Origin of the sequence: Aeromonas sp. QDB25, from assembly GCF_027707725.1 — a bacterium.
Taxonomy (GTDB): Bacteria; Pseudomonadota; Gammaproteobacteria; order Enterobacterales; family Aeromonadaceae; genus Aeromonas; species Aeromonas caviae.
The window spans coordinates 74,827-96,381 of record NZ_JAPCIZ010000004.1 but is presented as its reverse complement, the minus strand read 5'-3'; the positions used below and the strand labels follow the sequence as shown (position 1 = coordinate 96,381).

13 protein-coding genes and 1 pseudogene are annotated in these 21,555 nt (G+C 61.6%); 7 read left to right on the top strand and 7 right to left on the bottom strand.

Annotated elements, in window-relative coordinates; genetic code table 11:
* Nucleotides 1–202: 202 nt before the first annotated feature.
* Nucleotides 203–2,800: a bifunctional aconitate hydratase 2/2-methylisocitrate dehydratase gene (gene acnB, locus PG883_RS02595; RefSeq protein WP_270681940.1), complete on the bottom strand. Its 2,598-nt coding sequence runs from the start codon at nt 2,798–2,800 to the stop codon at nt 203–205.
* Nucleotides 2,801–3,029: 229 nt separating this feature from the next.
* Nucleotides 3,030–5,333 carry a patatin-like phospholipase family protein gene (locus PG883_RS02590; protein ID WP_270806928.1) on the bottom strand — a complete coding sequence of 768 codons (2,304 nt, stop codon included), beginning with the start codon at nt 5,331–5,333 and terminating at the stop codon, nt 3,030–3,032.
* Between the two features lie 273 nt (nt 5,334–5,606).
* Between PG883_RS02590 and PG883_RS02585 the strand changes: the two genes are divergently transcribed.
* The 3 genes and pseudogenes from PG883_RS02585 (at nt 5,607) to PG883_RS23840 (ending at nt 9,607) form a co-directional block, all read left to right on the top strand.
* Nucleotides 5,607–7,517: a methyl-accepting chemotaxis protein gene (locus PG883_RS02585; protein ID WP_270806927.1), complete on the top strand. Its 1,911-nt coding sequence runs from the start codon at nt 5,607–5,609 to the stop codon at nt 7,515–7,517.
* A gap of 122 nt (nt 7,518–7,639) precedes the next feature.
* The gene (locus PG883_RS02580) at nt 7,640–9,280 is read left to right on the top strand and encodes a methyl-accepting chemotaxis protein (protein ID WP_270806926.1); all 1,641 of its coding nucleotides are present in this window, start codon (nt 7,640–7,642) and stop codon (nt 9,278–9,280) included.
* A gap of 143 nt (nt 9,281–9,423) precedes the next feature.
* Nucleotides 9,424–9,607, top strand: a pseudogene (locus PG883_RS23840) (hypothetical protein).
* Between the two features lie 73 nt (nt 9,608–9,680).
* On the opposite strand, the gene lpdA reads toward PG883_RS23840, so the two are convergent.
* From lpdA to ampD, 5 genes are all read right to left on the bottom strand, one after another.
* Entirely contained in the window at nt 9,681–11,108 is a 1,428-nt protein-coding gene (gene lpdA / locus PG883_RS02575; protein ID WP_010675812.1) for a dihydrolipoyl dehydrogenase, read from the bottom strand.
* Nucleotides 11,109–11,256: 148 nt separating this feature from the next.
* Nucleotides 11,257–13,152, bottom strand: coding sequence for a pyruvate dehydrogenase complex dihydrolipoyllysine-residue acetyltransferase (aceF, locus tag PG883_RS02570; protein ID WP_042015108.1), 1,896 nt, complete (start codon nt 13,150–13,152; stop codon nt 11,257–11,259).
* A gap of 120 nt (nt 13,153–13,272) precedes the next feature.
* A complete protein-coding gene (gene aceE, locus PG883_RS02565) occupies nt 13,273–15,933 on the bottom strand; it encodes a pyruvate dehydrogenase (acetyl-transferring), homodimeric type (RefSeq protein WP_039040509.1) in 2,661 nt (886 codons plus the stop codon).
* Nucleotides 15,934–16,016: 83 nt separating this feature from the next.
* Nucleotides 16,017–16,781: a pyruvate dehydrogenase complex transcriptional repressor PdhR gene (pdhR, locus tag PG883_RS02560; RefSeq protein ID WP_052814468.1), complete on the bottom strand. Its 765-nt coding sequence runs from the start codon at nt 16,779–16,781 to the stop codon at nt 16,017–16,019.
* Nucleotides 16,782–17,057: 276 nt separating this feature from the next.
* Complete coding sequence (gene ampD, locus PG883_RS02555; protein ID WP_039040507.1) at nt 17,058–17,630, bottom strand: 1,6-anhydro-N-acetylmuramyl-L-alanine amidase AmpD; 573 nt, start codon at nt 17,628–17,630, stop codon at nt 17,058–17,060.
* 128 nt (nt 17,631–17,758) lie between these two features.
* Here ampD and PG883_RS02550 point away from each other — a divergent pair, with 128 nt between their 5' ends.
* From PG883_RS02550 to tapB, 4 genes are all read left to right on the top strand, one after another.
* Complete coding sequence (locus PG883_RS02550; protein ID WP_042015101.1) at nt 17,759–18,229, top strand: retropepsin-like aspartic protease family protein; 471 nt, start codon at nt 17,759–17,761, stop codon at nt 18,227–18,229.
* Between the two features lie 3 nt (nt 18,230–18,232).
* Nucleotides 18,233–19,096: a carboxylating nicotinate-nucleotide diphosphorylase gene (gene nadC, locus PG883_RS02545; RefSeq protein ID WP_052814467.1), complete on the top strand. Its 864-nt coding sequence runs from the start codon at nt 18,233–18,235 to the stop codon at nt 19,094–19,096.
* Between the two features lie 310 nt (nt 19,097–19,406).
* Complete coding sequence (locus PG883_RS02540; protein ID WP_080989820.1) at nt 19,407–19,796, top strand: pilin; 390 nt, start codon at nt 19,407–19,409, stop codon at nt 19,794–19,796.
* Nucleotides 19,796–21,502 carry a PilB family type IVa pilus assembly ATPase TapB gene (tapB, locus tag PG883_RS02535; protein WP_052814466.1) on the top strand — a complete coding sequence of 569 codons (1,707 nt, stop codon included), beginning with the start codon at nt 19,796–19,798 and terminating at the stop codon, nt 21,500–21,502. The genes PG883_RS02540 and tapB overlap by 1 nt, the downstream gene beginning before the upstream one ends.
* Nucleotides 21,503–21,555: the final 53 nt, after the last annotated feature.

Genomic DNA, 21,555 nt, shown 5'->3' with positions numbered 1-21,555 from the left:
TTCGCAGGTACCGCGATATAAAAGTGCCCACCAGGAAACGGTGGGGCCATCATGGCCAGACAACGAAAGCGCAACGCGCGTACCAGGCAAATCGACGACGCCGTTGCTGGGCATGGCGGGTCATTATCGCGCAGCCCCCTGAAATGGAAAATGCCGCGTCGAGACGCGGCATTGTTATTTTCAGTGGTCAGACCGGCGAGTCTCAGACCGCTTGCTGCAGGATCACCGCATCGGCCTTCTTGGTGTAGGAGGCGATCTCGTTGAAGTTCAGGTAGCGGTAGGTGTCGGCCGCAGTGGCGTCCAGCGCCTTGGCATACTGCAGATACTCTTCCACGGTCGGGATCTTGCCGATGATGGCGGCAACCGCGGCCAGCTCCGCAGAGGCCAGATAGACGTTGGCCCCCTTGCCCAGACGGTTCGGGAAGTTGCGGGTGGAGGTGGAGACCACGGAGGCCCCTTCCGCTACCCGCGCCTGGTTGCCCATGCAGAGGGAACAGCCGGGGATCTCGATGCGGGCACCGACGCGACCGAAGATGCCGTAGTAGCCCTCTTCGGTCAGCTGATCCTTGTCCATCTTGGTGGGCGGGGCGATCCACATGCGGGTCGGCAGCTCGCCCTGATACTTCTCGAGCAGTTTGCCGGCGGCGCGGAAGTGGCCGATGTTGGTCATGCAGGAACCGATGAACACCTCGTCGATCTTGTCGCCTGCCACGTCGCTCAGCAGACGGGCATCGTCCGGATCGTTCGGCGCGCACAGGATCGGCTCCTTGATGGTGGCCAGATCGATCTCGATGATTTCGGCGTACTCGGCGTCCTTGTCCGCCTCCATCAGCACCGGGTTGGCCAGCCACTCTTCCATCCCCTTGATGCGGCGGGTGATGGTGCGCACGTCGCCGTAGCCTTCGGAGAGCATCCACTTCAGCATCACGATGTTGGACTTCAGATACTCGATGATCGGCTCTTTATCCAGCTTGATGGTGCAACCGGCAGCGGAACGCTCGGCGCTGGCGTCCGCCAGCTCGAACGCCTGCTCTACCTTCAGGGTCGGCAGACCTTCGATCTCGAGGATGCGGCCGGAGAAGATGTTCTTCTTGCCCGCTTTCTCGACGGTCAGCAGCCCTTTCTGGATGGCGGCGTAGGGGATGGCATGGACCAGATCACGCAGGGTGATGCCCGGCTGCAGCTCGCCCTTGAAGCGCACCAGCACGGATTCCGGCATGTCCAGCGGCATCACGCCGGTGGCGGCGGCGAAGGCCACGAGGCCGGAGCCCGCCGGGAAGGAGATGCCGATGGGGAAACGGGTGTGGGAGTCACCACCGGTACCCACGGTATCCGGCAGCAGCATGCGGTTCAGCCAGGAGTGGATGACGCCGTCGCCTGGACGCAAGCTCACACCGCCGCGGTTCATGATGAAGTCCGGCAGGGTGTGGTGGGTCTGCACGTCGATGGGCTTGGGATAAGCGGCGGTGTGGCAGAAGGACTGCATGGTCAGATCGGCAGAGAAACCGAGGCAGGCCAGGTCTTTCAGCTCGTCGCGGGTCATGGGGCCCGTGGTGTCCTGGGAGCCGACCGTGGTCATCTTGGGTTCGCAGTAGGTGCCCGGGCGAATGCCCTTCACGCCGCACGCCTTGCCCACCATCTTCTGGGCCAGGGTGAAGCCCTTGCCGGTGTCGGCGACAGGCTGCGGACGACGGAACACGGTGGAGAACGGCAGACCCAGCGCTTCGCGGGCCTTGTCGGTCAGGCCGCGGCCGATGATCAGCGGAATGCGGCCACCGGCGCGCACTTCGTCGATCAGCACCTCGGTCTTCAGTTCAAACCGGGCCAGCACCTCGTCGGTGCCGTGGCGGGTGATCTTGCCCTCATAGGGGAAGATGTCGATGACATCGCCCATTTCCAGCTTGGAGACGTCCACTTCGATGGGCAGGGCGCCGGCATCTTCCATGGTGTTGAAGAAGATCGGGGCAATCTTGCCACCGAGGCAGACGCCGCCGGCACGCTTGTTCGGCACGAACGGAATGTCGTCGCCCATGAACCAGAGCACGGAGTTGGTGGCGGATTTACGGGAAGAGCCGGTACCAACCACGTCACCCACGTAAGCCAGCGGGAAACCTTTCTCTTTCAGGGAATCAATGGTCTTGATGGGGCCGATGACGCCATCCTTGTCCGGGGTGATGCCGGGACGGGCGTTCTTCAGCATCGCCAGGGCGTGCAGCGGAATGTCCGGGCGGGACCAGGCGTCCGGCGCCGGCGACAGATCATCGGTGTTGGTTTCGCCGGTCACCTTGAACACGGTGACGGTGATCTTCTCGGCCAGGGCCGGGCGGTTCAGGAACCACTCGGCGTCGGCCCAGGATTGCAGCACCTGCTTGGCGTGGGCATTGCCCGCCTTGGCCTTCTCTTCCACGTCGTGGAAGGAGTCGAACATCAGCAGGGTGTGGGAGAGGCCCTTGGCGGCAAGAGGAGCCAGGGTCGCATCGTCCAGCAGGTCGATCAGCGGCTGAATGTTGTAACCACCCTGCATGGTACCGAGCAGCTCGACGGCTTCGGCGGCAGTCAGGATGGGGGAATGGGCCTCGCCCTTGGCGACGGCGGTGAGGAAGCCGGCTTTGACATAGGCCGCTTCATCAACACCCGGGGGAATGCGGGAGGACAACAGTTCTTTCAGAAAGTCCTGTTCGCCGGCGGGCGGATTCTTGATCAGCTCAACCAGGGCGGCGACCTGCTCTGCGTCCAGAGGTTTGGCAACCACGCCTTCGGCGGCACGTTCTGCGACGTGTTTACGGTATGTTTCAAGCACGACTAATTCCTCTTTGGTCTTTTTTTTGGGGTTCGCCCAAGCTCGCGGCGATCGTCCTTGCGGGACACCCGTAGGGTGCCCCCCACTATATAAGTTTTAACGACTAATTAAAATCCAAACCCTGTGCAGTTATTCATCAAACCAGCATAACCATATAAACCCATTAGGTTTTTTTAGAGTGACAAGCCGCCCACCCAAGGTGAGTTAACAAAAAGGCAGCATTTCGCCCTTATTGGAACGTAGTGCCCAATTGCAGATAGAACATGTCGTGCCCCTCCTCCGCCACGCCATAGCCGAGGAAGATGGGACCGAGGAAACTCTCCACCCCCATATAGAGGGAACCCGAGGTATAGGAGGATTCGATGCTGATGTCCTCTCCCTTGTCCCAGACCCCCCCTTGCTCGAGGGAGCCCCCGAGGAACAGGGGCGCCTTGAAGGCACCGAAGTCGTTGTCCGCCACCCGGTAGATGTAGCGCAATCCGCCGAACAGGCTGTAGCGACCGCTCAACTGGTAATGCTGGAAGCCGGACATGCGGAACAGCCCGCCCAGATCCTGCACGAACAGTGGTACCGTCTCCTGGGAGCTTGAGCCGCCCCCTTCCAGCATCAGGTTGAGGCTGTGTCTGTCCCAGGACCAGGGCTTGATCATCACCAGCCGGTAATTCACCCCCTCGGCCTGCTCGGAGGGCGCGTCCGCGGGGTCGAGATCGACGTAGGAGTAGCCACCCTTGATGTCCCAGTAGACCCCCTGATAGGGGAAGTAGCGGCTGTCGAGGGTGTCGTGCTCGAAGCGGATGTAGGGTCCCCAGGCGGAGGCATCGGCATCCGCGTTGGTGAGGTTCTGGATCTCCACGCTGCCGATCTTGCCCTCCAGCCCAAGGGAGAAGCGGCTCCAGGGCTGGCGATTCCAGCCGACGGCGAGATCCACGCTGGTGAAGCTGTACTCGGAGTCCAGATAGCTAACCCCGGACGACGACCTGCTCTCTTCTGGGAAGAAGACGCGTCGCTGGGTCTTGTCGTAGGCCAGGCTCGTCTCGCCGAAGTAGGTCTGGGAGGGCTCCAGCGGGGTGTAGAAGTCGGTCTTGAGGTGCTTGGCGGTCCCGAGGGACGCCTCGGTCAGCCACTCGCCGCCCCAGTCGTTGACGTTGGTCAGGGTGTAGGACATGCCGACGTTGTAGTTGGAGCTGCTCTCGAAGTCATCGGAGAAACCGAGCTGGAAGTTGAGATAACCCGGCCCCCAGTTCTTCTCGCTGGCGTCCACCACCAGCACGTTCTCCCCGTCCCGCTCCTCCACCTCGTAGGTGATGCGATCGAACGACTCCAGGGCGTAGAGGCGACGGATCCCCGCCTCCAGGCTCTCGTAGGTCTGCACCTTGTCCGGACGCACGTTCAGCATGGCCCGCACCGTGTCGTCGGAGAGGCGCGACTTGTTGATGATCTCCACCTTGTCGATGTAGTAGGCGGGCTGGCCACTGCGCTCGGCGCGCCGGCTCAGCTTGCCGTTGCGATAGTCGGCGTAGGCGGCGGGCGAGAGAGAGAGCGCATCGAGCCGGGCCGCTGCACTGTTGGCGACCGCCTCCCCGATCTTGATCCCCTCCGGCATCAGGGCGAAGTCGGCGATCCCCATGTTGCCGAACTCGGGGGTCAGCAGGATGTCCCTGGGGCCGAGCAGCGCCTTCTGCTTTTCGGTCCCCACCTGGGTCATGTAGGTGGTGAGCTGATCGATCATGGCCAATCCCGACTTGAGGGACTCCCGGGTACGCAGCTTGGCGCTGATGTCCACCGCGATCACCACGTCGGCCCCCATGGCCTTGGCCACGTCCACCGGCATGTTGTTGACCGTGCCACCGTCGGCCAGGATGCGGCCGTCCCACTCCACCGGCTTGAGGGCACCGGGAATGGACATGGAGGCCTGCATCGCCTTGGCGAGGCTGCCGTGATCCAGCACGAAGGGGGTCACCGTCTCCATGTCGGTCGCCACCGCGCGATAGGGGATAGGCAGGTTGTCGAAGCTCTTTTGCGCCGGCAGGTTGGAGGTGGCGTGGCGCAGCAGGCTGGCCATGGACTGCCCCTGGAAGAAGCCGTCCGGTAGCTGGGTCTGGTCACCGTTGACCCCGATGTCGGTGCGCAGCTGGTACTTCTCGGTCTGCTGCTTCTTGCGTAGGGAGAGCTCGTCGCGCCCCACCTTGTCCTGATAGCCCTTGTTCCAGTCGATGGCCAGCGTCGTGCGCTCCACCTCCTCGGCGCTGAGCCCCATGGCATACATGCCCGCCACATAGGAGCCCATGCTGGTCCCGACGATGATGTCCACCGGGATGTGCTTTGCCTCCAGCACCTTGAGCACCCCGATATGGGCCGACCCCTTGGCCCCGCCGCCGCTCAGTACCAGGGCGATCCTCGGACGATCCATCTTGGTTGCCCCCGGGTTTCTGGCCGAAGGCGCGGGATCATTGGCTCCGGCCGCCGCCATGAACGGCAGGGTCGCCAGCAGGAGCACGAGCAGGTGGGTCCATCCCCGATGAAAGATGCGCATATGAGAGTCCATAAATCCGGTGCGAGTCGAGCGGGCAGGCCGCCAGTCAGGTGCAGCCTACTATAAGTGCAAGCACTTTAACCGCAAGCCGGGGTGCTGGCGAGGGGTCGCCCCGCTTGCGACGATGTCTTGGCAAAATCGGGCGCCAATCCAGTCCAATCCGGGTGTGAGCGCAAACGTTAATCGACAATAAACGCCCCCGCCGCCTCAAGAGCGCGCCAAATCAGCCGCTATTATGAGTTCAACCCTGGTTCACACTTCCGAGTCACCCTTATGTTCGCAAGCCTGACACTGAAACAGAAAATTTTGGCCACCGTCATCCTCGCCGTGGCCCTCTCCTGCCTGCTGGTGGGCTATTTCAGCCAGCGTTCTGCCCAGCAGCTGATCGAGGGCCGCATGTTCGAGCAGGAGCTGCCCAACCTGACCCAGCGCATCGGCAAGGAGATCGAAAAGGATCTCACCTCGGTCGCCAATGCCGCCAGACAGCTTGCCAACGACCGCTTCGTGCTGGACTGGGTCGAGCGCGGCATGCCCAAGGAGCAGGAGTCCATCCTCATCAACCAGCTCAAGGACATGACGAGCCAGTATGGTCTGGTCACCGCCTCCTTCGCCGATCGTCAGAGTGCCGCCTACTACAACCAGGACGGTTTTCTGCGCATCCTGAACCACGAGCAGGACAACTGGTTCTATGACTACACCAAGAGCCGCCAGGATCTGATGCTTAGCATCTTTCGGGAGAGCAACGGCGAGGTGAAACTGTTCGTCAACTTCCAGCAACTCGACGGACGCGGCCTCGCCGGCCTCGCCAAATCCCTCGACAGCATGGTCAGCATGCTCGCCAACTTCCGCATCGGCGACAGCGGCTTCGTCTTCATGACAGACGGCAGCGGCAAGGTGAAGCTGCACCCCGACGCCGCCCGCATCGATCGGGACAACCTGACCCAGCTGGCCAGCGGCAGTAGCACCAACCTGCTCAACAAGCAGCCCTTTGCCGCCACCCATGCCGAGGTCGACGGCCAGCCCGTGATCCTGGCCAGCAGCTACATCCCCCTGCTCGACTGGTATCTGGTGGCCCAGGTGCCGGAGGCCGAAATTTATGCCGAACTGGACAGAGCGCGCCTGCACATGGTGCTGGTCAGCCTGGCCATCGCCGTCGGCATGGGGCTGCTCGGCGTTCTCCTGGCGGGCTCCGTGAGCCGCCCCCTCAACGAACTGGCCCGCCTGTTCCGCGAACTCGGCAGCGGTGATGGCGACCTCACCCATCGCCTCAAGGTCGATGGCCGTGACGAACTGGCCCAAGTGGCGACCGGCTTCAACAACTTTGTCGCCAAGATCCACGGCTCCATCGAACAGGTGGCGAGCAACTCCCGCCAGCTCGCCGCCACCGCCAACGAGGTGGCCGCCAAGGCCCAGCTCACCCAGCACAACTGCACCGCCCAGCGGGATCGCACCGTCCAGGTCGCTACCGCCATCCACGAGATGGGAGCCACCGTCAGCGAGATCGCCGGCAATGCGTCTCTCGCCGCCGACGTCGCCAAGCAGGCCAACGAGCAGGCCGATGCAGGGGCCCAGGTCGTCGCCCAGGCCCGCCACGGCATCGTCGGCCTCTCCGGTGAAATCGAACAGGTGGCCGGGGTCATCGAGTCTCTGGCGAGCCAGACCGACTCCATCGGCAGCATCCTCGACACCATCCGCAGCATCTCGGAGCAGACCAACCTGCTGGCCCTCAACGCCGCCATCGAGGCCGCCCGCGCCGGCGAGCAGGGCCGTGGCTTCGCCGTGGTGGCCGACGAGGTGCGCAACCTCGCCAGCCGCTCCGCCGCTTCCACCGCCGAGATCCAGGGCATGATCAACAGCCTCCAGGAGCAGAGCGCCCGCGCCGTCAGCGCCATGGCCCAGGGCCGCAACCAGAGCCTGCGGGTGGTGACCCAGGCCGACGAGGCCAACGGCGCCCTCGACCAGATCACCGGGCACATCACCCAGATCAGCGACATGAACATCCAGGTCGCCACCGCCACCGAAGAGCAGTCCAGCGTGGTCGGGGAGATCAACCGCAACGTGGAGGACATCAACCAGCTCACCATGGAGACCGCCGATATCGCCCACCAGTTGACCGAGTCCAGCCGCAGCCTGCAACAGCTCTCCGGCGAGCTCGACAAGCTGGTCGGCAACTTCCGGTTATAAGATGAAAGGGCGCTGCGGCGCCCTTTTTTCAACGGGTCGACAGGGAATACCGACCCCCATGACGGCGAACCGTCATGACAAGCCGCTACAGTAGCGACACAGCAACACACCAAGGAGTCAACATGCTGGCAGGCAACCTCACCCTCAAAACCCAACTGATCCTGGCCGTCACCGTGCCCTGTCTCGCCCTGTTGCTGGTTGGCGCCGCCAGTCTGCGCAGCATGGACAACATCAGGCAGCAGGCCGAAGAGCTGTTCCAGAATACCGCCACCCCCATGCGGGCCATGGCGGAAGTGGCCTCCCGCATCCCGCGCATGCGCGTCGGCATCGACATGATGCTGCTGCAGGACACCTCCCTGCGCGACGAAAAGGGGGTGCTGACCCGGGTCAAGGAGACCCGCGAGGAAGACATTCCCGAGATGCGCCAGGCCATGGAGCAGGCCGTCAAGGCCCAGGTCGATCCGGACGCCCGGGCTAGGGCCCAGACCCTGCTCGATCAATTCACCCGGGTGGAGCGGGAGGAGCTGACCCCCATGTTGCAGGCGCTCTCTGACAACAAGATGGACGAGGCACGCGCCATCTACCGGGATCGCTACAGCCAGAGCTACGGGGTCATGCGCAAAGGCGCCAATGAGCTGCTCGACGGGTTGATAGGTCAGGCCCAGCATCGCAACGACCTGAGCGAAAACAGCTATGACAGCGGTCGTACCCAGATGATCGCCATCATCGCCATCGCCATCTCGCTGCTCGTCTCGACCCTCATCCTCATCGGGCTGCGCCGCCGGGTCTCCTTCCTGCAATCCCATATTGGCGAGGTGGCCCGCCACCTCGCCCTCGACAGCCGCGCCAGTCTCACCGGCAAGGACGAGCTGGCCGAGATTGCCCACAGCTTCAACCAGTTCGTGACCCGGATCCACGGGGCCATCGTGCAGGTGGCGAGCAACTCCCGCCAGGTAGCCGCCACCGCCAGCGAGGTGGCCGCCAAGGCCCAGCTCACCCAGCACAACTGCACCGCCCAGCGGGATCGCACCGTCCAGGTCGCCACCGCCATCCACGAGATGGGGGCCACCGTCACCGAGATCGCCGGCAATGCATCCCTGGCAGCCGACGTCGCCAAGCAGGCCAACGAGCAGGCCGATGCGGGGGCCCAGGTCGTCGCCCAGGCCCGTCACGGCATCGTCGGCCTCTCCGGTGAAATCGAACAGGTCGCCGGGGTCATCGAGTCCCTGGCGAGCCAGACCGACTCCATCGGCAGCATCCTCGACACCATCCGCAGCATCTCGGAGCAGACCAACCTGCTGGCCCTCAACGCCGCCATCGAGGCCGCCCGCGCCGGCGAGCAGGGCCGTGGCTTCGCCGTGGTGGCCGACGAGGTGCGCAACCTCGCCAGCCGCTCCGCCGCCTCCACCGCCGAGATCCAGGGCATGATCAACAGCCTCCAGGAGCAGAGCGCCCGTGCCGTCAGCGCCATGGCCCAGGGCCGCAACCAGAGCCTGCGGGTGGTGACCCAGGCCGACGAGGCCAACGGCGCCCTCGACCAGATCACCGGACACATCACCCAGATCAGCGACATGAACATCCAGGTCGCCACCGCCACCGAAGAGCAGTCGAGCGTGGTGGGCGAACTCAACCGCAACGTGGAGGACATCAACCAGCTCACCATGGAGACCGCCGACATCGCCCATCACCTGACCGAGTCGAGCCGCAACCTGCAGCACCTCTCCGGTGAGCTCGACAAGCTGGTCGGCAACTTCCGCCTCTGAGCGTCCGGCACCTCTTCCTGACCCGCACCAGGGCGCTTCGGCGCCCTTCTTCATGACCACGGCAAGCCGTGACGCACGGGGGATACACCGCCTCCCACCGCCCTGCCACATACCTCATAATCAGGAAAACGCGAGGAGGGATGATGGGTAAGCTGGTCGTGATGATAGTGCTGGGGGGGGCTGCTCAGTGCCTGCAGCAGCGGGCCCGTGCGGGTGCACGGGGCCGATGTGAGCGTGGACGATACCCGGATCCGGGTCAGTGATGGGGATCGCGGAGGCTACGGTACATTCTGCCGACCGGGACAGGCCAAGAAGGGGCGCTGCTGACCGCAGGGTGCCGAAAGACAGACAACAAAAAGCCGCTCCATGGAGCGGCTTTTCTTATGAAACGGGCAGAAGATTATTTTTTCTTCTTGGCCTTGGCGTTCGGCAGGTCGGTGATGGAGCCTTCGAACACTTCGGCAGCCAGACCCACGGACTCGTGCAGAGTCGGGTGAGCGTGGATGGTCAGCGCGATGTCTTCGGCGTCGGCACCCATCTCGATGGCCAGACCGATTTCACCCAGCAGTTCACCGCCGTTGGTGCCCACGATGGCACCACCGATGACGCGGCCGCTCTCCTTGTCGAAGATCAGCTTGGTCATGCCGTCGGAGCAGTCGGACGCGATGGCGCGACCGGAAGCAGCCCACGGGAAGGTGGCGACTTCGAAGTTCAGACCCTGTTGCTTGGCTTCCTTCTCGGTCAGACCCACCCAGGCCATCTCCGGCTCGGTATAGGCGATGGACGGAATCACTTTCGGGTCGAAGTAGTGCTTCTTGCCGGCGATGACTTCGGCCGCCACGTGGCCTTCGTGTACACCCTTGTGGGCCAGCATGGGCTGACCGACGATGTCGCCGATGGCGTGGATGTGGGCCACGTTGGTACGCAGCTGCTTGTCGACTTCGATGAAACCGCGCTCGTTGACGGCAACACCGGCCTTCTCGGCATCCAGCATCTTGCCATTCGGTACACGGCCTACGGCAACCAGCACGTTGTCGTAGCGAACCGGCTCGGCCGGGGCGTGCTTGCCTTCGTAGGAGACGTACAGGCCGTCTTCACGGGCTTCAACGGCGGTGACCTTGGTCTCCAGCATGATGTTGAATTTCTTGGCAACGCGCTTGGTGTAGATCTTGACGATGTCTTTGTCGGCAGCCGGTACCAGCTGGTCGGCAAATTCCACCACGTCGATCTCGGAACCCAGGGAGGAGTACACGGTCCCCATCTCCAGACCGATGATGCCGCCACCGATGACCAGCAGCTTGCCAGGAACGGTCGTCAGCTCCAGCGCATCGGTAGAGTCCCATACGCGGGGGTCGTCATGGGGGATGAACGGCAGCTTCACCGGACGGGAACCGGCAGCGATGATGGCGTTGTCGAAGGTGACGGTGGTCTTGCCGTCGGCGCCTTCCACTTCCAGGGTGTTCGGGCCGGTGAACTTGCCAAAGCCGTTCACGACCTGGACTTTACGCATCTTGGCCATGCCAGCCAGACCGCCGGTCAGCTGGTTGATGACCTTCTCTTTCCACAGACGCACCTTGTCGATGTCGGTCTGCGGGGCACCGAAGACGATGCCGTGCTCGGCCAGCGCCTTGGCTTCTTCAATGACTTTGGCGACGTGCAGCAGTGCCTTGGACGGGATGCAACCCACGTTCAGACAGACGCCACCCAGGGTGGAGTAACGCTCGACGATAATGGTATCCAGACCCAAGTCAGCCGCACGGAAGGCAGCGGAATAACCGGCAGGGCCAGCACCCAGTACTACGACCTGGGTTTTGATTTCTTTACTCATCATGACCTCTTTGTCGTTCTTATATCCCCGGACAGCACAGTCTTATGCCAAACAAGGCCGCTGCAGCCGTGAAAAAAACGGGGCAAGTTTACAATCCTGTTAACGAAATGAGAAGCAAAAAGGGCGGGCTCTGGGCCCGCCCTCTCACTTACAGGACCAGTCGACGAATGTCGGACAACACACCACTCAGGGTGGTGATGAAACGGGCACCGTCGGCGCCATCGATGACGCGGTGGTCGTAGCTCAGAGCCAGCGGCAACATCAGACGCGGCACGAACTCTTTACCGTTCCACTTCGGCTTCATCTCGGACTTGGAGACGCCCAGGATGGCCACTTCCGGCGCGTTGACGATCGGGGTAAAGCTGGTACCGCCGATGCCACCCAGGCTGGAGATGGTGAAGCAACCGCCCTGCATGTCGGCAGCGGTCAGCTTGCCGGCACGGGCCTTCTTGGAGATCTCGGCCAGATCGCGGGACAACTCGTGGATGCCCTTCTTGTTGACGTCGCGAACCACCGGAACCACCAGGCCGTTGGGGGTATCCACCGCCACACCGATGTGGATGTACTTCTTCATGATCAGCTTGCTGCCGTCTTCGGACAGGGCGCTGCAGAAGCGCGGATGGGCTTCCAGGGCCTTGGCGGCCGCCTTCAGGATGAACACCAGCGGGGTGATCTTCACGTCCAGCTTCTGCTTCTCGGCCAGGATGTTCTGCTCTTTGCGGAACGCTTCCAGATCCGTGGTATCGGCTTCGTCGAACTGGGTGACGTGGGGGATCATGGCCCAGTTGCGGTGCAGGGCAGGACCGGAGATCTTCTGGATACGGGTCAGTTCCAGCTCTTCGACCGGGCCGAACTTGCTGAAATCAACCTTCGGCCAGGCCACGACGCTCATGCCGTTGCCAGTGCCGGTGCCGGCAGCCGGAGCGGACTCGGCGCGCTTGACCGCATCCTTCACGTAAGCCTGCACGTCTTCTTTGACGATGCGACCCTTGCGACCGGAGGCTTTCACCTTGGCCAGGTTGACACCGAACTCGCGCGCCAGACGGCGTACTGCCGGGGAGGCGTGGACGTAGGCGTCGTTGGCGACGAAATCGGAGGCGGCAGCAGCCTGGGCAACCGGCGCAGGAGCGGCGGCAGCCGGCGCGGCAGCAACGGGCGCTGCGGCAGGAGCCGGAGCAGCCACGGCAGCCGGAGCGGCACCCGCCACTTCGAATACCATGATCAGGGAACCGGTGGAGACCTTGTCACCCGCCTTCACCTTGATCTCCTTGACCACGCCAGCGAACGGCGCAGGCACTTCCATGGAGGCCTTGTCGCCTTCCACGGTGATCAGGGACTGGTCGGCTTCAACCTTGTCACCCACGGCGACCATGATTTCGGTCACTTCCACTTCGTCACCGCCGATGTCCGGCACGTTGACGTCCTTGGCACCGGCGGCAACCGGAGCAGCGGCAGCCACGGGGGCAGCAGCAGGAGCCGGCGCGGCAACAGCGGCCGGGGCAGCGCCCGCCACTTCGAAGACCATCACCAGGGAGCCGGTAGAAACCTTGGCGCCGGCGGCGACCTTGATCTCGACCACGCGGCCGGCGAACGGTGCCGGTACTTCCATGGAGGCCTTGTCACCTTCCACGGCGATGATGGACTGGTCGGCTTCAACCATGTCACCCACGGCAACCATGATCTCAGTCACTTCGACTTCGTCACCACCGATGTCCGGCACGTTGACGTCCTGGCGAGCGGCAGCAGCAGGAGCGGCGGCCGGCGCGGCAGCAACCGGGGCAGCAGCCTGGACCGGAGCCGGTGCGGCAGCACCCTCGGCTTCGAAGACCATGATCTGGGAACCGGTGGCAACCTTGTCGCCCACCTTGATCAGGATCTCTTTGACGATACCGGCGGCGGGTGCCGGGACTTCCATGGAGGCCTTGTCACCTTCCACGGCGATCAGGGACTGGTCCAGTTCGACCTTGTCACCCACGGCCACCATGATCTCGGTGACTTCAACTTCATCAGCACCGATATCCGGCACCATAATCTGTTTGGACATTGCGCTTTATCCTCTTGCGTGCATCCGCGTGGCAGCCTGAGCATCACCACGCGCATCCCGCGTTATCCGTTTAAACCCAGGCAAGGTCGCGCCGGATACCCGGCGCGACACTCAATCCTCTTACGCGTACAGCGGGTTGACCTTGTCGGCATCGATGCCGTACTTGGCGATGGCTTCGGCCACAACCTGCTTGTCTACCTCGCCGCGCTTGGCCAGTTCGGTCAGGGCAGCAACCACTACGTAGAACTCGTTCACTTCGAAGTGACGACGCAGGTTGGCACGGCTGTCGGAGCGGCCGTAACCGTCGGTACCCAGTACACGGTAGTTCTCGGTCGGAACGAAGGCACGCACCTGATCGGCGAAGGACTTCATGTAGTCAGTCGCAGCGATGGTGGCTTCGCTGCCCAGTACCTGAGCGATGTAGGGCACACGCGCTTCGGCGGTCGGGTGCAGCATGTTCCAGCGATCCGCGTCCTGACCGTCACGAGCCAGTTCGTTGAAGGAGGTGACGCTGAACACGTCGGAACCCACGCCGTACTCGCTGGCCAGGATCTGGGCGGCAGTACGCACGTGACCCAGGATGGAACCACAACCCAGCAGCTGTACCTTAGCCTTGGTGCCGGCCACGGTTTCCAGCTTGTAGATACCCTTGCGGATGCCTTCCTCGGCGCCTTCCGGCATGGCCGGCATGGCATAGTTCTCGTTCAGGGTAGTGATGTAGTAGAACACGTTCTCCGGGTTCTCACCGTACATGCGGCGCAGGCCGTCCTGTACGATCACTGCCACTTCATAGGCGTAGGACGGGTCGTAGGAGATGCAGTTCGGGATGGTGTTGGCCAGGATGTGGCTGTGACCATCTTCGTGCTGCAAGCCCTCTCCGTTAAGAGTGGTACGACCGGAGGTCGCGCCCAGCAGGAAGCCACGGGCTTGCTGGTCACCGGCTGCCCACGCCATGTCGCCGATCCGCTGGAAGCCGAACATGGAGTAGTAGATGTAGAACGGGATCATCGGGCAGTCGTTGGTGCTGTAAGAGGTGGCAGCAGCCAGCCAGGAGGACATGGCGCCCAGCTCGTTGATACCGTCTTGCAGAACCTGACCCTGCTTGTCTTCCTTGTAGTAGGAGACGATGTCGCGGTCTTGCGGGGTGTACTGCTGACCGTGCGGGCTGTAGATACCGATCTGGCGGAACAGACCTTCCATACCAAAGGTACGGGCTTCGTCAGCCAGGATCGGGACGATGCGCTTGCCGATGGACTTGTCTTTCAGCATCACGTTCAGGGAACGCACGAACGCCATGGTGGTGGAGATTTCGCGCGCCTGTTCACCCAGCAGCGGACCGAAGGCATCCAGCGCCGGGATTTCCAGCTTGGTGGTGCTCTCGCGCAGACGGGTCGGTACATAGCCCTTCAGTGCGGCACGGCGGGCGTGCAGGTACTTGTGCTCTTCGGTACCCTCTTCGATCTTCAGGTACGGCAGGTTTTCCAGCTGCTCGTCGGTGACCGGCAGGTTGAAACGATCGCGCAGGTGACGCACGGAGCCCAGATCCATCTTCTTGACCTGGTGAGCGATGTTCTTGCCTTCGGCCGCTTCGCCCATGCCATAGCCCTTGATGGTCTTGGCCAGGATCACGGTCGGCTTGCCCTTGGTCTGTGCAGCTTTGGAGAAGGCGGCGAACAGTTTGCGGGGGTCGTGACCACCGCGGTTCAGGGCGAAGATCTCCTCGTCGGTCATGTCTTTGACCAGCGCGGCGGTTTCCGGGTAACGGTTGAAGAAGTGCTCGCGCACGTAGGCACCGTCACGGGACTTCATGGTCTGGTAGTCACCATCCACGGTCTCGTTCATCAGCTGGATCAGCTTGCCGGAAGTGTCTTTCTTCAGCAGCTCATCCCACTTGCGACCCCAGATGACCTTGGTCACGTCCCAGCCAGCGCCGGCGAACAGACCTTCCAGCTCGTTGATGACCTTGCCGTTGCCGACAACCGGACCATCCAGACGCTGCAGGTTGCAGTTGACCACGAACACCAGGTTGTCGAGCTTTTCACGCACGGCAACAGTCAGGGCACCCTTGGCTTCCGGCTCGTCCATCTCGCCGTCACCCAGGAAGGCGTAAACGGTCTGCTCGGAGCAATCCTTGATGCCACGGTCGGTCAGGTACTTCAGGAAACGCGCCTGATAGATGGCGGCGATGGGGCCCAGACCCATGGAAACGGTCGGGAACTGCCAGAATTCCGGCATCAGTTTCGGGTGCGGGTAGGAAGGGATACCCTTGCCATCCACTTCCTGACGGAAGTTGTCCAGCTGCTCTTCGGTCAGGCGACCTTCGGCGAATGCGCGGGCGTAGATGCCCGGGGAGATGTGACCCTGGAAGTAGACCAGATCGCCACCGTCCTTCTCGTTGCGGGCACGGAAGAAGTGGTTGTAGCAGACTTCATAGATGGTCGCGGAAGAAGCGAAGGAAGACATGTGACCACCCAGGTCCAGATCTTTCTTGGAAGCGCGCAGCACGATCATCATGGCGTTCCAGCGGATGATGGCGCGAATGCGGCGTTCCATTTCCAGGTCGCCCGGGTAAGCCGGCTCGTCGCTGGACGGGATGGTGTTGATGTAGTCGCGGTTTGCCTTGGCAGCCACGTCCACACCGCTTGCGCGGGCTTTCTCGGCCAACTGTTCAAGGATGAACTGAGCGCGTTGCGGACCCTCTTCACGCAGCAGGGATTCCAGAGAGGCAAGCCACTCCAGCGTTTCTATCGGGTCCACATCGTTCTTCAGGATATCAGACATGGCTGGTTCCTATGTTGTTGTGATTGCACGGCATTGCACGGCGAAGGGCGCAAGCATTCGACAATTAAGAAAGCCTTGTGGGATTAGTTTTCCTGCTGACGGATCCGACGCATGGATCGCTGGATCCGGCTGTCTTCCCTCTGCATATCCAACAAGGTGTCCTCGATAAAGGCCAGGTGCTCATGACAAGCAGCCCTGGCCCGCTCCGGAGCCCCCGACAGGATAGCCTCGATCAGGCTCGCACGATGGCGACGGATCTTGGCGACCACTCCCGGACGGCGATTCAAAATTTCGTTATTGCGTAAAATGTTCTGCTCGAGCATGGGGCCCATGGCCCGCAACAGGTGCAGCAGCACCACGTTGTGGGAGGCCTCGGCCACGGCCAGATAGAACTGGGTCACGGCGGCCGATTCGACCACCAGCGAGCCTTGCTGGCCGGCTTCTTCGATGGCGGCTTGCGCCAGGCGAATCCGTTCGAAATCAGCCTCGGTGCCCCGCAGCGCAGCATAGTAGGCACAGATGCCTTCCAGCGCGTGACGAAACTCCAGCAGGTCGTACTGGGCTTCCGGGTGAGTGCTGAGCAGTTCGAACAGAGGGTCGGCGATCCCCTTGCTCAGGGCATTTTGTACGTAAGTGCCACCGCCCTGACGACGATACAAGAGTCCTCTCGCTTCCAGGCGCTGGATGGCTTCGCGCAAGGAAGGGCGCGACACCTGAAACTGCATGGCGAGTTCCCGCTCGGGCGGCAACTTCTGGCCCGGCTGCAGGCTGCCTTCCAGAATCATGCTTTCCAGCTCGGCGACAATGGCGTCGGCCAGCTTGGGCTGAGTTATCTTGATATAGGGCATGAGGCTACTTTGTTAAATTGGTATTACCAATTTTATGGTTGGGGCGAAAATTAGCAGAGGGCTTGAAAAAAGTCCACCCAAAAGATGATCTGAATCAAGAAGCTCGGTTGCCACTTTAGGGGTAAAAACGCGGAATCATGATATAGCTCATAGAAAATGGTCTGACCAATATTTGTGAGCTTGCTCACCGATAACATTTGTTCAACAGCATGAAAAATGGCTTGCTAGACAAGGCAAGCCATTGATTCTAAAAACACAAAATAATTTTTAGATTTTTCACTCAAAGTGAAGCTTTTCCCGATAGCGGGGCCATTCGAAACTGTCACCCGGATCCGTCTTGCGGCCCGGCGCGATGTCACAGTGGCCGACAATACGGTCCGCCGTGATGGCGGGATAACGGTGAACAATCGCCCGGCTGAGGTCCGACAGCACCTCGTATTGCTTGTCGCTGTAAGGAAGCTCGTCGGTTCCTTCCAGTTCGATCCCGATGGAAAAATCGTTGCACGCCTCCCTCCCCTCCCAGCTCGAGACTCCCGCATGCCATGCCCTGGCGCCAAAAGGCACGTACTGAACCAGTTCCCCATCGCGGCGGATCAGGCAGTGGGCCGAGACCCTCAGTTGATGAATACCGGCGAAATAGGGGTGAGCACCGGGATCGAGGCGCCCCAGAAACAGATCGTCGATAAAGGGGCCACCAAACTGCCCGGGGGGCAGGCTGATGCCGTGTATCACCAGCAAGGAGACATCCTCCGGGCTGAGCCTCTCATTGTGATGGGGGGAAGGCACCTTGCGGGCCTGCTCGCACCATCCTTCTCGATCGATGGAAAACAGGGTTGTGGGTTGTGTCATCGTCTGCTCGACTCACAAATGGAAGCGATGTGCCTCTGGCGGGATGGGAAAACTGGGAACAAGTCTCTGAATTCATGGATAACGCTATGTTAGGCTGAGCCATTCACTCGCGCGATATGGGACACACTATGCACCCGATGGCACGCCGTCTCTGGCTGCTCGCCTGGCTCTCGCTGCTGGGTCTGCTGACCCTCTACTTTCATGGTCGTGAACAACCGTCGGTGACCGCCAGCGGCGATCTGCTGCTCAGGGCCGATGCCAGCGGCCATTATCGTCTGGAGGGTGCCATCAACGACCAGCCGGTGCAACTGCTGCTGGACACAGGAGCAACCAGGGTGACCATACCGAGCCAGGTGGCCGCCCGGCTCGGCCTCGTCGCCACGGGCCGCAGCCGTGTCAACACGGCAGCCGGAGAGATCCAGGTCGAAACCGGCCGGATCGAAAGTCTGGCGATGGGTCCGCTGACCCTGTACGATTTGTCCGTCTTTATCAATCCGGCTGCCGACGGGGAGGAGATCCTGGTGGGCATGAATGCCCTGGGCAGGCTGGAATTGCGCCAGAAAGACAGGCAATTGCTTCTCAGACCCTTGCAGGAATAAGGCATGTTACAACAGGACATCCGCCGCGCCGTGCGCGCCGCACTTCTCGAAGACTTGGGCGATGCCCTCACCGCGCTGGATCAACCGGATGCCAGCGCCGACATCACGGCCCAGCTGATCCCGGCCGATCGCATCTCGACCGCGCGAGTCATCACCCGCGAGGCGGGCGTCTTCTGCGGCCAGCCCTGGGTCGACGAGGTGTTTGCCCAGCTCGGTGGCGAAGTGAAGGTCGAGTGGAAAGTGCAAGATGGTGAACGCCTTGCCCCCAATCAGGAGCTGTTCCGCCTCCATGGCCCCGCCCGCGTGCTGCTGACCGGCGAGCGCAATGCGCTGAACTTCGTGCAGACCCTTTCCGGGGTCGCCACCCTGACCGCCCGTTATGTAGCCGAGCTGGAAGGCACTGACTGCCGCCTGCTCGATACCCGCAAGACCCTGCCAGGCCTTCGCAGCGCCCAGAAGTATGCGGTCACCTGCGGCGGCGGCAAAAACCACCGCATCGGTCTGTTTGATGCCTACCTCATCAAGGAGAACCACATTCTCGCCTGCGGCGGCATCCCTGAAGCAATCAGCGAAGCGCGCCGTCTCAATCCGGACAAACCGGTGGAAGTCGAGGTCGAATCCCTGGCCGAGCTGGAGCAGGCCCTGGCCGCACGGGCCGACATCGTGATGCTGGACAACTTCGACATCCCCATGATGCAGGAAGCCGTTCGCCTCAATCAGGGCAGAGCCAAGCTGGAAGTCTCCGGCAACGTCACCCTCGATACCCTTGCCGGATACGCCGCGACCGGGATCGACTTCATCTCGGTGGGAGCGCTGACCAAGCATGTGCGGGCACTGGATCTCTCCATGCGCTTTGTCGAGGCTTGAGCAAGCCCCATCCGTTGCTCGTGCCCAAAAATATTACAGGGCTCGAAACTTGCAAAAGGCGCCATCGGCGCCTTTTCTTTATGCAGGATCCCTCGACATAAGGAGTGTGAAGATGGGCCCTCCCGCCTCATGACAAGTGCCAATGGAAGCCATTTGATCTTTGATTTTTCTACCTATTTCACTGAATGACACAAAAGTGGCTGACAAGAGGCCTGCCTCTGTTGCCAACCCGAAGCGCTCGGATAAGATACCAACGTGGATGCATTCCACCTGTGCTTATCAGGAACCATGGAAAAAAAGGATATTTGACATGAAAAGACAGTCAGGGTTTACGCTAATCGAATTGATGATCGTCGTTGCGATCGTTGCCATCCTCGCCGCCATCGCCTTGCCGGCGTATCAGAACTATACCAATAAGGCTCGCTTCACACAGGCAATCTCATCAGCTGGTGGAATCAAGACTGAGGCGGAAGTTTGCTTCCAGACAACAGGGGCATTTGGCTGCCCTGCTCTGCTTGCCAGTGCTGCTGCGCCAACTGGGGTTGCTCTAACAATCACTGGGGCTTCAAGCAGTGCAACAAGCCTGACGATTCAAAGTAGCATGACAAACCCATCAGGAGCATACCAACTTGTAGCAGCTACTTCTGGTGGTGCAGTTACCTGGACCGCTACCTGCAGTCCAACCACTCTTTGTAATTAATGACCTCCTCACTCAATAGCGGCCTGGCCACCAGCCTGGCCGCTTCCTCCCTCCTCAGTGAGCCGGACTCACAGCGTTATCTGAGCCAGGCCAGGGCGCAGCGCAAGCCCTTTGTCACCTTCCTGATCGAGAACGATATCCTCGACAGCAAGGCGCTGGCAGATTTCTGCGAGCTGGAATATGGGGTACCTCTGCTGGATCTGGCGGCCTTCGATCTCGCCGAGATCCCGCAGAAATACCTCAATCAAAAGCTGATTGAAAAGCACCATGTCCTGCCCATCTACACCCAGGGGCATACCCTCTATATCGCCATGTCCGATCCGACCAATGTGTCGGCTCTGGAGGATTTTGGTTTCAGTTTTGGCCTGCACACGGAAGCCCTGCTGGTCGAAGAGAGCAAGCTGACCGCCGCCATCGGCAAGCTGATGGAGAGCGAGCAGGATACCCTCGGCATGGATCACATCGACGAGGCCGAGATCTCGGAGCTCGAGGTCTCCGATGAGAATTCCCGCCTCGACGAGAGCGTCAACACCGCCGACGACGATGCCCCCATCGTCAAATACATCCATAAAATCATGATGGACGCCATCAAGCGCGGGGCATCCGACCTGCATTTCGAACCCTATGAGACCAAGTACCGGATCCGCTTTCGGGTAGACGGCATACTGCACGAAGTCGCCACCCCGCCGGTCAATCTGGCGAACCGTTTCGCGGCTCGCTTAAAGGTGATGGCGAGGCTGGATATCGCCGAGCGGCGTCTGCCCCAGGATGGGCGGATCAAGCTGAAGATCTCCCGCAGCAGATCCATGGACATGCGGGTCAATACCCTGCCCACCATGTGGGGCGAGAAGATCGTCATCCGCTTGCTGGACTCGTCGGCCGCCCGCCTCAACCTCGATCAACTCGGCTTCGACGACCGCCAAAAGGCGCAATACCTGCATGCGCTCTCCAAACCACAGGGCATGATACTGGTCACCGGGCCCACAGGGTCGGGCAAGACGGTGTCGCTCTATACCGGTCTCAACATCCTCAATACCAGCGAGGTCAACATCTCCACCGCCGAGGATCCGGTTGAGATCAACCTGCCCGGCGTCAACCAGGTGCAGATCAACCCCAAGGCGGGGCTCACCTTCGCCAGTGCCCTGCGCTCCTTCCTGCGCCAGGATCCCGACATCGTCATGGTGGGGGAGATCCGGGATCTGGAAACCGCCGAGATTGCCATCAAGGCCGCCCAGACCGGTCACCTGGTGCTGTCGACCCTGCACACCAACTCGGCGGCAGAAACGCTCACCCGGATGATGAACATGGGGGTGCCGGCCTTCAACATCGCCTCTTCGGTCACCCTCATCATGGCCCAGCGCCTTGCCCGCAAACTCTGCGATCACTGCAAGGCGCCGGAAGTGGTGCCGGAAGCCGAGTTGCTGGAGCTGGGCTTCACCCAGCAGCAACTGGCCGCCGGTTTGCGGCTGTTCAAACCCGTGGGATGCAAGGAGTGCTCGGGAGGCTACAGAGGCCGGGTCGGCATTTATGAGATCATGCTGATGTCCGACAACATCGCCAAACTCATCATGCAGGGAGCCAACTCGCTGCAGATTGCCGCGATAGCCCAAAAAGAAGGGATGCGCACCCTGCGTACATCCGGCCTCGAGAAAGCGCGTCTTGGCGTCACCAGCCTGGCCGAAATCAACAGGATCACCACCAACTGAGTTCGCAGTGCCCGAGTCATCTCGCCGGGTGAAGCCGCTGTAATCACCCCGAT